12 protein-coding genes are annotated in these 10,819 nt (G+C 67.8%); 5 read left to right on the top strand and 7 right to left on the bottom strand.

Annotated features, from left to right (window positions below; all coding sequences use genetic code 11):
• Positions 1-103: 103 nt before the first annotated feature.
• Both ACOTSS_RS01140 and ACOTSS_RS01135 read left to right on the top strand, forming a co-directional pair.
• Positions 104-1,228 (top strand): GNAT family N-acetyltransferase, encoded by a 1,125-nt coding sequence (locus ACOTSS_RS01140; protein WP_448689727.1) that lies wholly within the window; start codon positions 104-106, stop codon positions 1,226-1,228.
• Entirely contained in the window at positions 1,225-2,100 is an 876-nt protein-coding gene (locus ACOTSS_RS01135) for a proline dehydrogenase family protein (protein ID WP_448689726.1), read from the top strand. The genes ACOTSS_RS01140 and ACOTSS_RS01135 overlap by 4 nt, the downstream gene beginning before the upstream one ends.
• A 236-nt stretch (positions 2,101-2,336) precedes the next feature.
• Here ACOTSS_RS01135 and ACOTSS_RS01130 read toward each other — a convergent pair whose 3' ends face one another.
• Positions 2,337-2,675 (bottom strand): hypothetical protein, encoded by a 339-nt coding sequence (locus tag ACOTSS_RS01130; RefSeq protein WP_448689725.1) that lies wholly within the window; start codon positions 2,673-2,675, stop codon positions 2,337-2,339.
• An 83-nt stretch (positions 2,676-2,758) separates the two neighbouring features.
• Here ACOTSS_RS01130 and ACOTSS_RS01125 point away from each other — a divergent pair, with 83 nt between their 5' ends.
• The gene (locus ACOTSS_RS01125; RefSeq protein WP_448689724.1) at positions 2,759-3,685 is read left to right on the top strand and encodes a LysR family transcriptional regulator; all 927 of its coding nucleotides are present in this window, start codon (positions 2,759-2,761) and stop codon (positions 3,683-3,685) included.
• 117 nt (positions 3,686-3,802) lie between these two features.
• Entirely contained in the window at positions 3,803-4,570 is a 768-nt protein-coding gene (locus tag ACOTSS_RS01120; protein WP_448689723.1) for a sulfite exporter TauE/SafE family protein, read from the top strand.
• 96 nt (positions 4,571-4,666) lie between these two features.
• Here ACOTSS_RS01120 and ACOTSS_RS01115 read toward each other — a convergent pair whose 3' ends face one another.
• On the bottom strand, positions 4,667-5,218 hold the full coding sequence (locus tag ACOTSS_RS01115) for a hypothetical protein (protein WP_448689722.1): 552 nt from the start codon (positions 5,216-5,218) through the stop codon (positions 4,667-4,669).
• Between the two features lie 193 nt (positions 5,219-5,411).
• Here ACOTSS_RS01115 and ACOTSS_RS01110 point away from each other — a divergent pair, with 193 nt between their 5' ends.
• Complete coding sequence (locus tag ACOTSS_RS01110) at positions 5,412-6,548, top strand: beta-ketoacyl-ACP synthase III (RefSeq protein ID WP_448689721.1); 1,137 nt, start codon at positions 5,412-5,414, stop codon at positions 6,546-6,548.
• 142 nt (positions 6,549-6,690) lie between these two features.
• On the opposite strand, the gene ACOTSS_RS01105 is transcribed toward ACOTSS_RS01110, so the two are convergent.
• The 5 genes from ACOTSS_RS01105 to hisB form a co-directional block, all read right to left on the bottom strand.
• Positions 6,691-7,773: a calcium:proton antiporter gene (locus ACOTSS_RS01105; RefSeq protein ID WP_448689720.1), complete on the bottom strand. Its 1,083-nt coding sequence runs from the start codon at positions 7,771-7,773 to the stop codon at positions 6,691-6,693.
• A gap of 143 nt (positions 7,774-7,916) precedes the next feature.
• Entirely contained in the window at positions 7,917-8,687 is a 771-nt protein-coding gene (hisF, locus tag ACOTSS_RS01100; protein ID WP_448689719.1) for an imidazole glycerol phosphate synthase subunit HisF, read from the bottom strand.
• Between the two features lie 76 nt (positions 8,688-8,763).
• A complete protein-coding gene (gene hisA / locus ACOTSS_RS01095) occupies positions 8,764-9,519 on the bottom strand; it encodes a 1-(5-phosphoribosyl)-5-[(5-phosphoribosylamino)methylideneamino]imidazole-4-carboxamide isomerase (RefSeq protein WP_448689718.1) in 756 nt (251 codons plus the stop codon).
• The gene (hisH, locus tag ACOTSS_RS01090) at positions 9,507-10,112 is read right to left on the bottom strand and encodes an imidazole glycerol phosphate synthase subunit HisH (protein ID WP_448689717.1); all 606 of its coding nucleotides are present in this window, start codon (positions 10,110-10,112) and stop codon (positions 9,507-9,509) included. Before hisH ends, hisA begins: the two co-directional genes overlap by 13 nt.
• A 106-nt stretch (positions 10,113-10,218) precedes the next feature.
• The gene (gene hisB / locus ACOTSS_RS01085; protein ID WP_095387383.1) at positions 10,219-10,806 is read right to left on the bottom strand and encodes an imidazoleglycerol-phosphate dehydratase HisB; all 588 of its coding nucleotides are present in this window, start codon (positions 10,804-10,806) and stop codon (positions 10,219-10,221) included.
• Positions 10,807-10,819 lie beyond the last annotated feature (13 nt).

The following is a 10,819-nucleotide window of genomic DNA, read 5'->3' as shown; positions in this document are numbered from 1 at the left end:
GTGATGGTGCGGCCTCGTGCAACAAAGAGAGCGCACGCCCTCGCCCCCTCGCAGACATTTATTAGCTTTTCGGCGCTATTCGCGCGGGAAGGGGGGCATTCGCTTGTATCACGCGCGGTGCGACATCGACACGGACACGGACGCGCCATCGGCGCTGTCCGCGCCCGCGCGCGCCGTCGACCTCGCCGCATCCGAAGCGCCGGAGCGGCTGGCCTTCGAATGGCAACGGCTGGAACGGCATGGCGCCTGGCCGACGCAAAGCCACGCCTTTGCCGCGGCGCTCGAACCGCTTCTGGCCGAGGCGCACCGCCGGATATTGGGCGCGCGCCGGGGCCGGGCGATCACGGCGATATTGCCGCTGACCCGCGAAGACCGGCCTCTCGCGCGCTGGCGGCTCGCCGGATCGCGCGAATTGTTCGAGCCGGGCGATCTCCTCTGCGCGCGAGCCGAAGACGCTGATCCTGTCGCCGCCGCGATCGCCGCGCTGCGCCATCCCGTGTCGCTCGACCGGATTTCGGCCGATTCGCCGCTTGTTCCCGCGCTCCGCAAGGCGATCGGGCGGCGTGGCTGGCTGTCGGTTCGCCCCGCGATGCCCTGCCCCGTCATCGCGCTCGACAGCGGCTGGCGCGACCCCGAAACCCGGTTCAACGCGCGCCGCCGCTCCGATTTCCGCCGCGCCGCGCGCCGTGCCGAGGCGATGGGACAAGTGACGTTCGAGACGCTCGCGCCGACGGCGCAGCAATTCGACGCGCTGTTCGACGAGGCAATCGCGGTCGAGCTTCGCAGCTGGAAGCGCGACGCGGGCAGCGCGATCGCAGTCGATGCACGGCGCGAGCTGTTCTTCCGCCGCTTCTTCCGCTCGGCGGCCGCCGAGGGCAATTTCCGCCTGTCCTTCCTCCGCATCGATGGCGAGGCGGTGGCGATGCAATTGGCGCTGCTATGGTCGGGGCGCTACTGGCTGTTCAAGATCGGCCACGACGAGCGCTTCGGCAAATGTTCGCCGGGAACGCTCCTGATGCTCCATATGCTCGGCTGGGCGGCCGAGCAGCGGCTCGAAAGCTTTGAACTGCTCGGCGAGGCCGAGCCGTGGATCACGCGTTTCTGGACCGACGAGCAGCGCGCCTGCGTTCATGTCCGCACCTACCCCTATAGCCTGCCCGGCCTGCTCGCGGTCGCCGCCGACGCGCTCGTCTGGCTGCGCCGGCGCCTGTCCGCGCCGCACCGGTGAGCGGTTCGGCCGTCTGGCGCTGGCTGCGCGACCAGCGCTATGCGTTGCCGCGCCGCGCGGGGCGGTGGCTGCCCGCGCCTGGGCCCGTCGAAGCCGCCGCGCTGATCGCGCGGCTCGACCGTCGGGGGCTTGCGGCGACGGTCGGCTATTTTCAGGCCGAAAGCGACAGCCCCGATGCGATCGTCGCGGCGTGCCGCGCCGTGATGCAGCGGATGGGACCAAGAGCCGCCCCCGCGCGCCTGTCGGTCAAGGCGCCGCCGCTCGGCTTTTGCGCCGCGCGCCTCCGCACCCTCGCCGAAACCGCCGCCGCGGCGGACATGCGGCTGATGTTCGATGCCCACGCACCCGCCGACGCCGATGCGACGCTCGCCGCCGTCGAGGCGCTGCTTCCCGACTTTCCCGGCACCGGCTGCGTCCTGCCGGCACGCTGGCGGCGCAGCCTTTCGGATGCCGATCAATGGCGCGACACGTCGGCGCCGATCCGCGTCGTGAAGGGCGAGTGGCGCGATCCCGACGCCGACGCGGAGGATATCGACGCGGCCTTTCTGACGCTGGTGTCGCGGCTTGCCGGCCGCGCGGCGCCGATCGCCGTCGCGACGCACAGGCCGGCGCTCGCCGAGCGCGCGCTCGACCTGCTGATCGCGGCGGGAACGCCGTGCGAGCTCGAGCAGCTGCGCGGGCTGCCGCGGCGGCGCACCGCTGCGATTGCACGACATCGCGGGGTACCGGTGCGCGTCTATATTCCCTTCGGCCCCGATTGGTGGCCCTATGCGATCGACAAGGCGCTCGCGCGACCGCATCTGCCGCTGTGGATGCTGCGCGACGCGCTGGGTCTGCGTGATCGCGAGGCGCGCGCCGTTCCGCCCCGATAAAAGGGGATTATATAATTTGCACCGATCTTCGTCATTGCGAGCGAAGCGAAGCAATCCAGGGCGGCCTTACACCGCTCTGGATTGCTTCGTCGCTTCGCTCCTCGCAATGACGAGGCAACGGATGCAACCGACATGACCACACAAACAAATGGGGCGGCCCGGTTAGGAGCCGCCCCAGTTGTGGTGCCTGCCGGGGAGAGGGAGAGTGCGGCAGGCCGGAGATTGGTGCCGATGGCTCAGCGAGCGGCCATCTGGCTGTCGGATTCGGTTTCGGCGACGCCGGCGATCTTCAGCGCGGCGCGATACTGCTTGGCGGCGGCGCGTTCGTTACCCGCTTCGCACAGCTTGTTGCCGGTCGACACGAAGCGCTTGGCGCTCGACTGCTTGCCGCCCTGCATGTCGTCAGCGGCGGTGCGCGCCTGGTCGGCAAGGCCGGTGCAGCGATAGTCGCTGCCCTTCGCTTGGGCATAGGCCGGCGAGGTCGAGGCGATCAGGCCGGTGAAAGCGAGCGCCGAAGCCGCGACGATCGCGAAGGCGGAGGGGAAGCGTCGGAAAGAGGAGAGCTGATAGGTCATGGGAGAGGTTCCTTTCGTTTCGTTGTGCAACCTTTTTAGCCGCGGTTGCGCAAATAGATAATCCTCTATAATCTGCAAGTGCCTTGAAGCAGGATTTAACAATCCCCCATGGGGCGCTCGACGGGATCGAAGCTTTCCTGCGCGTCGCGGAGAGGCGGAGCTTTTCCGCCGCTGCCGCTGACCTCGGCGTCTCGCCATCCGCCATCAGCCAGACCGTGAAAGCGCTCGAAGCCCGCGTCGGCGCCCCACTGTTCATGCGCACCACGCGCAGCGTCGGGCTGACCCAGGCGGGCGAGATGTTCCTCGAACGCGCGGCGCCCGCCTATTCGGGGCTCGCCGATGCCTATGAAGCGGCGCGCAATCTTGGCAACCGGCCCGCGGGGCGCCTGCGGATCAATCTGATGCGCGGCGCGGTGCAGCCGCTGTTCGAGCCGATCCTCGCGGGTTTCTGCGAGACCTATCCCGAGATCGAGCTTGAAATCTTCGCCGACGACGCGCTCGCCGATCTGAGCGCGGGCGGGTTCGACGCGGGGGTGCGGATGGGCGAATCGCTCGATGCCGACGTGATCGCGGTGCGGCTGACCGGCCCCTTCCGCTTCGTCGCCGCCGCCGCGCCCTCCTATATCGCTCGCTACGGGCGCCCCCAAACCCCCGAGGATTTGCGCGACCACCGCTGCGTGCGGCTGCGCCTCGGCACCGGCGCGCTGATGCCATGGAGCTTCGAGCGCGGCAATCGCGAGTTCGACGTCGCGGTGACCGGCCCGGTGATCGTCAATGATTTCCATGCGATGACCGTCGCGATGCGCAGCGGGGTCGCCATCGGCACGATCGCCGAGCCGACCGCCAAGGCGATGGTCGCGGCGGGCGAGCTCGAGGTGCTGCTCGCCGACTATGCGCCGTCGACTTCGGGCCTTTTCCTCTATTATCCGAGCCGCAAGCAGGTGATGCCGAAGCTGCGCGCTTTCATCGATTATGTCCGCGACTATCTGCCCGACGATGTGACGGGCTGAGCGGCGTTCGATGCGCCGCAGAAACAAATCCCTTCGCCGTGCGCAGAAAAATTGGGCTGGCGAATCCGTCCGGAACGCGGCAGCTTGGTTGTCAACTAAAACAGTTGGGATGAAATCATGATCGATCTGGCCGCCCTGGACCCCACGGCGCTCCTGCCCTTCATCCTCATCGGCTTCGCGGCGCAGCTCGTCGACGGCGCGCTGGGGATGGCGTTCGGCGTCATCTGCAACACCTTGCTCGTCGCGGTGATGGGCGTGCCGCCCGCGGCGGCGTCGGCGCGCATCCATGTCGTCGAGGTGTTCACGACCGGCGTGTCGGGGATCAGCCACCTTCTCCACCGCAACATCGAATGGGGGCTGTTTCTGAAGCTGCTGATCCCCGGCCTGATCGGCGGCGTGTCGGGGGCCTATCTGCTGAGTTCGCTCCACAGCGACCTCGTCAAACCGTTCGTCCTCGCCTATCTGGTCGCGGTCGGCGTCTGGCTGCTCGTTCGCGGGCTGCTCTACCCGCCCAAGATCCGCAAGCCCAAGATAATCGCGCCGCTCGGGCTGATCGGCGGCTTTCTCGACGCCGCGGGCGGCGGCGGCTGGGGACCGGTGGTGACGTCGAACCTGCTCGTCCAGGGCGCGGAACCGCGCAAGGTCGTGGGCACCGTCAACAGCGTCGAATTCTTCCTGACCCTCGCGGTGTCGGCGACCTTCATCTGGCACCTCGGCCTCGCCGACATCGCGGGCGCCACGCTTGGCCTGCTGATCGGCGGCGTGCTCGCGGCGCCGCTGGGTGCGGTGATGGCGAAGCGCTTCTCGCCCAAGCTGATGCTGGTGCTGGTGGGCGCGGTGCTGACCGCGACGAGCGCGTTCGGGCTGTACAAGGTGCTGGCGTAGTCCTCTTACCGGCCGTCATTGCGAGCGAAGCGAAGCAATCCAGAGCGGTTTACGCAACTCTGGATTGCTTCGCTTCGCTCGCAATGACGAGGTTGGTCAATTCGCCGGCCGGGTCTCGTCGATCTTGTCGACCCATTCGGGATAGAAGCTCGGTTCGCGCGCCGACCAGCCGGGCGCGGTCGCGGCAGCTTCGCTGATCGACTGGAGCAGGGTCCGCCGCTTGTCGGGGTGGAGGTGCGGCAGCGACGCCGCGGCGCAGAAGGCGCCGGGCAGCCACGGCCGCGCATGCGCGCCGAGCAGCCGCTCGTAGAGGAAGCGATAGGGCGCGAAGCCGGGGAGCCGGTCCTGCCCGAGGTCGAAGGCCGACACCGCGACCAGCGGCGCCATGAAGCCTTCGAGCGCGTCGAGGCCGCTGTCGTCGGGAATATGGGCGCGAATCTCGATGAGCCGCTGATAGACGCGGGCCTGGACGCGGATCGCGGTCTCCTCGACCATGTCGCGCGACCAGCGCGCGATCGCGTCGTCGCGCTCGAGCCCGATGTCGAGCGAGCGGCGGATATAGCGCTGCGTCGCGGCGGGAAAGCCCGCGAATTCCTTGATCTCCGAAATCGACAGATCGCCTGTGGCCGGTCCTGAACGCGTCGCCATCGTCATGCTCCCGCATCGCACCCGGGGAGCCATCCCCCGGAGGCTTGCACGGGACAATGTGCCACGAAAAGGGTTAGCGGCGAGTTAACCATGATGTCGGGATATGTTCAGCCGGATCGCAGGAGCGTTGCGCCACGTCGCGGCGAAGCCTAATCAGCGTGACTTGCAGAACAAAAGACACGCAGGGACTCTCATGTCGCACACACCGCAGCCGGTCCTGTCCGCCACCGGACTCTTCACCCCCGCCGAAGCGATCACCAACGAAGAACTGGTCGCCAGCTTCAACGCCTATGTCGCGCGGCATAACAGGGAAAATGCCGATGCGATCGCGGCGGGAGAGGTCGCCGAACTCACCGAATCGAGCGTCGAATTCATCGAGAAGGCGAGCGGCATCGGGTCGCGCCACGTCGTCGACAAGGCCGGCATCCTCGACCCCGCGCACATGGCCCCGCGCCTGCCCGAACGCGGCAACGACGAATTGTCGATCCTCGCCGAGATCGGCGTCGCGGCGGCGAAGGATGCGCTCGCGCGCGCGGGCCGCGATGCGGGCGACGTCGACGCGGTGCTGTGCGCGGCTTCGAACATGCAGCGCGCCTATCCGGCGATGGCGGTCGAGATCCAGGACGCGCTCGGCATCGACGGTTTCGGCTTCGACATGAACGTCGCCTGCTCGTCGGCGACCTTCGGCATCCAGACCGCTGCCGACTATATCCGCGCCGGCCATGCGAAGAGCGTGCTCGTCGTGAACCCCGAAATCTGTTCGGGCCACCTCAACTGGCGCGACCGCGACAGCCATTTCATCTTCGGCGACGTCGCGACCGCGATCCTGATCGAGGAAAAGAGCATCGCCCCGGCGGGTCATTGGGACATCCTCGGCACCCGGCTCAAGACGGTCTTCTCGAACAATATCCGCAACAATTTCGGCTTCCTGAACCGCACCCACGGCGGCATCGACCAGTCGGGGCCGAAGACCGACAAGCTCTTCGTCCAGGAAGGCCGCAAAGTGTTCAAGGAGGTCGTGCCGATGGTCGCGGCGATGATCGTCGAGGAGATGGAGAAACTCGGGATCGAGGGCGCCGACATGCGCCGTCTGTGGCTGCACCAGGCGAACACCAACATGAACCGCCTGATCGCACAGCGCGTGCTCGGGCACGAGGCGAGCGCCGACGAGAGCCCGACGGTACTCGACACCTATGGCAACACGTCGAGCGCGGGGTCGATCATCGCCTTCCACCTGAACCACGAGGATATGGCCGCGGGCGATACCGGCCTCATCTGCTCGTTCGGCGCGGGTTATTCGGCGGGAACGGTGTTCGTCCGGAAGACGTGAGCCGTCGGCCTTTTCTTCTTCGTCACCCTGAACTTGTTTCAGGGTCCATGACCGGACCTCGTCATAAACATCGCGCCAAACGAGAAGGCAGGCCATGGATGCTGAAACAAGTTCAGCATGACGAGATTTTAAATGGCTATTTTCACGGCACAAATGTCGTGAACAGATAGACCGCGAACAGCATCAGGTGGATCGCGCCCTGCAGCACGGTGGTGCGGCCGTTCGCCAGCGTCTGCGACGCGACGATCAGCGACAGGAACAGCAGCACCGACGACTTGGCATCGAGCCCGAGGCTGATCGGCAGGTCGACGACGATCGACAGGATCGCGACCGCCGGAATGGTGAGCCCGATCGTCGCGAGCGCCGAGCCCAGCGCGAGGTTGAGGCTGGTTTGCAAGCGATCGGACTTCGCCGCGCGCACCGCCGCGAGCCCTTCGGGGGCAAGGATCAGCGCCGCGATCAGGACGCCGAGCACCGCCGGCGGCGCGCCCCAGTCGGCAAGCAGCGCGCCGATGCTGGGCGACAGCGCCTTCGCGAGCAGCACGACGCCGAACAGGCAGGCGACGAGCAGGCCGAGCGAGGTCCACATCCGCTGCGCGCTCGGCGGTTCGGCGTGCGCGTCGGGCTCGTCCTGCGCCTCGCCTTCGGGGAGGAAATAATCGCGGTGCCGCACCGTCTGCACAAGCGCGAAGGTCGCATAGAGGATCAGCGACACCGCCGCAACGAAGCCGAGCTGCGTCGGCGAATAGAAAGGCCCCGGCACGCTCGAGGTGAAATTGGGCAGGACCAGCGTCACCGTGGTGAGCACCGTCAGCGTCGCGAGCGCGGCGCCGATGCCGGTGCGCTGGAAACGCTGCTCGTGATGGCGGATCGCCCCGCTCAGAAGGCAGAGCCCCATCAACAGGTTGAGGATCACCATCACCGCCGCGAAAACCGTGTCGCGCGCCAGCGTCTGCGCCTTGTCGGGTTCGGCCTGCATCAGCGTCAGGACCAGTCCGACCTCGATCACCGTCACCGCGAGCGCGAGGATCAGCGTACCGAAGGGCTCGCCGACGCGGTGCGCGACGACCTCGGCATGGTGGACCGCCGCGACGACCGCGCCGGCGAGGATGATCGCGACCAGAAAGGCGTTGAGCGGCAGGACGAGGCTCGCCATCGCGGCGGCGAAGCCGAGGATCGGAAAGATGTCGTTGGTGCGGTCGGCGAGGCGGAGTTTGCTTGTCATGGACTTTTATTGCAGCCGCTTTCCGGCGTGGCTACCCCTTCTCATCATAACCTTATTCGTCATCCCGGCGAAGGCCGGGATCTCGCCGTCGCGTCATCGTGCCAAGGCGAGACCCCGGCCTGCGCCGGGGTGACGATATAAGATCAAACGCGGTGCGACCGCACCGGCAATCCAGCAGCGGCGAGCCGCGCATGCGCCTCGGCGATCGTCGCCTCGCCGAAGTGGAAGATGCTCGCGGCGAGCACCGCGCTCGCGCCGCCCTCGATCACGCCCGCGACCAGATGGTCGAGGTTGCCGACCCCGCCGCTCGCGATCACCGGCACGCTCACCGCGTCGGCGATCGCTCGGGTGAGCGCAAGGTCGTAGCCGTCCTTCGTGCCGTCCCGGTCCATGCTGGTGACGAGGAGTTCGCCCGCGCCCAGCGACGCCAGCCGCACCGCATGCTCGATCGCGTCGATCCCCGTGGGCTTGCGCCCGCCGTGGGTGAAGATCTCCCAGCGGCCCTCTTCGACCCGCCGCGCGTCGATGCTGCCGACCGCGCACTGGCTGCCGAAGCGGTCGGCGATATCGGCGACCAGTTCGGGCCGCGCGACCGCCGCGCTGTTCACCGCCACCTTGTCGGCGCCCGCCAGCAGCAGCGCGCGCGCATCCTCGGCGCTGCGCACGCCGCCGCCGACGGTGAGCGGCATGAAGCAGACCTCGGCGGTGCGGGCGACCATGTCGAGCAGCGTGCCGCGCCCCTCATGGCTCGCTGAAATATCGAGGAAGCAGAGCTCGTCGGCGCCCGCGGCATCATAAGCGCGCGCCGCCTCGACCGGATCGCCGGCATCGCGCAGGTCGACGAAGTTGACCCCCTTGACGACGCGGCCGTCGGCGACGTCGAGGCACGGGATGACGCGGACGCGGACGGTCATCTGCCCCCCTCCCATTTATGGGAGGGGTTGGGGGAGGGTCTGTTTCTTGAGAGAAGCATTTTCGACATGCGCTCCCCTAGCCCCTCCCGCCAGCGGGAGGGGAATTTCCCGCCGCAATCGCCTCGGCCAGATCGAGTCTGCCGTCGTAGAGCGCCCGCCCGGTGATCACGCCTTCGATGCCGTCAGCGACATGCGGCCGCAGCGCGTGGATATCATCGATCCCCGCGACCCCGCCGCTGGCGATCACCGGAATGGCGACCGCGCGCGCCAGCGCCACCGTCGCCTCGACATTGCAGCCCTTAAGCAGCCCGTCGCGCCCGACGTCGGTGAAGAGCAGCGCCGCGACCCCCGCATCCTCGAAGCGCCGCGCCAGATCCTCGACGCGGACGTCGGACACATCGGCCCAGCCTTCGGTCGCGACCATGCCGTCGCGGGCGTCGACCCCGACGACGATTCGTCCGGGGAGATCGCGCGCGGCGGATTTGACGAACTCCGGGTCCTTGAGCGCGGCGGTGCCGATGATCACCCGCTCGACGCCGAGCGCGAGCCAGCGGTCGACCCCCGCCCGGTCGCGGATCCCGCCGCCGACCTGTACCTTGCCCGGAAAGGCCGCGACGATGCTTTCGACCGCCGCGCCGTTGACGCTTTCGCCCGCGAAGGCGCCGTCGAGATCGACGACATGCAGGTGCGACGCGCCCGCCGCGGCGAACAGCCGCGCCTGCGCCGCCGGATCGTCGCCATAGACGGTCGCGCGCGCCATATCGCCCTCGGCCAGCCGCACCACCTGCCCGCCCTTGAGGTCGATCGCGGGGAAGATGGTCAGGGCCGCCATGCGAGGAATCTTTCCAGGGTCGCGAGGCCATAGGCCTGGCTCTTTTCGGGGTGGAACTGGACGCCGACGATCGTGTCGCGGGCGACCGCAGCTGTGAACGGCCCGCCATGCTCGCTCGTCGCCGCGACATGCGCGGCCTCGGCGAAATGATAGCCGTGAAGATAATAGGCCTCGCCGCGCGCGATCACCGGATGCGCGAAGGTCGGGAGGACGTCGTTCCACCCCATGTGCGGGATGCGCAGGCCCGGCGTCGGGGCGAAGGGCCGCACCGTGCCGCCGATCCAGCCGAGCCCCGCATGCCGCCCATGCTCCTCGCCCGCATCGGCGAGCAATTGCATACCGACGCAGATGCCGAGAAAGGGCGCGCCCTCGCCGCGCACGCGCTGCTCCATCGCGTCGACAAGACCGGGGATCGCCGAAAGGCCGTTCATGCACGCCGCGAAGGCCCCGACCCCCGGAAGCACGATCCGATCGGCTTGTCCCACCACCTTGGGATCGGCGGTCACCGCGACATCTTCGGCGCCCGCCGCGACGAGCGCATTATGCACCGAGCGAAGATTGCCCGCACCATAGTCGATCAGGGCGATGGTCAAATTCCCCTCCCGCTTGCGGGGGGGGTTAAGGGAGGGCATGTCCGATTAGTGGCGGCGGCCTGAAACAGGCCCTCCCCCGACCCCTCCCGCAAGCGGGAGGGGAGAATCATAGCACCCCCTTGGTGCTCGGAATCGCATCGCCCTTGCGCGGGTCGATCTCGACCGCTGCACGCAGCGCGCGCGCCAGCGCCTTGTACATGCTCTCGGCAATATGGTGGTTGTTCTCGCCATAGAGCGTCTCGATGTGCAGCGTGATCCCCGCGGTCTGGGCGAAGCTCGCGAACCAGTGCGGGAACAGCTCGGTATCCATCTCGCCGAGGCGCGGCTGCGAGAAGCCCGATTTCCAGACGCAGTGCGGACGGCCCGAGATGTCGAGAACGCAGCGGGTCAGCGTTTCGTCCATCGGCGAATGCGCTTCGCCGTAGCGCGCGATGCCGCGCTTGTCGCCGAGCGCCTTGGCGACCGCCTCGCCGAGCGCGAGCGCCGAATCCTCGACCGTGTGATGCTGGTCGATATGGAGGTCGCCCTTCACCGTCATCGCGATGTCGATCAGCGAGTGGCGCGACAATTGCTCGACCATATGGTCGAGGAAGCCGATGCCGGTGGACACCGAATAATCGCCGCTGCCGTCGAGATTGACGGTGATCGCGATATCCGTTTCCTTGGTCGTGCGCTGGACAGTGGCGGTTCGCATGGCGCACGCCATA

This window comes from Sphingopyxis sp. NJF-3 (assembly GCF_053514865.1).
This window is presented reverse-complemented; position numbering and strand designations above follow the sequence as displayed.

What these genes read in the sequence shown, in the direction of transcription:
- ACOTSS_RS01130 (WP_448689725.1), bottom strand. Translation starts at nt 2,675, where the DNA reads ATGACCTATCAGCTCTCCTCTTTCCGACGCTTCCCCTCCGCCTTCGCG.
- ACOTSS_RS01120 (WP_448689723.1), top strand. Translation starts at nt 3,803, where the DNA reads ATGATCGATCTGGCCGCCCTGGACCCCACGGCGCTCCTGCCCTTCATC.
- ACOTSS_RS01115 (WP_448689722.1), bottom strand. Translation starts at nt 5,218, where the DNA reads ATGGCGACGCGTTCAGGACCGGCCACAGGCGATCTGTCGATTTCGGAG.
- ACOTSS_RS01110 (WP_448689721.1), top strand. Translation starts at nt 5,412, where the DNA reads ATGTCGCACACACCGCAGCCGGTCCTGTCCGCCACCGGACTCTTCACC.
- ACOTSS_RS01105 (WP_448689720.1), bottom strand. Translation starts at nt 7,773, where the DNA reads ATGACAAGCAAACTCCGCCTCGCCGACCGCACCAACGACATCTTTCCG.
- hisF (WP_448689719.1), bottom strand. Translation starts at nt 8,687, where the DNA reads ATGACCGTCCGCGTCCGCGTCATCCCGTGCCTCGACGTCGCCGACGGC.
- hisA (WP_448689718.1), bottom strand. Translation starts at nt 9,519, where the DNA reads ATGGCGGCCCTGACCATCTTCCCCGCGATCGACCTCAAGGGCGGGCAG.
- hisB (WP_095387383.1), bottom strand. Translation starts at nt 10,806, where the DNA reads ATGCGAACCGCCACTGTCCAGCGCACGACCAAGGAAACGGATATCGCG.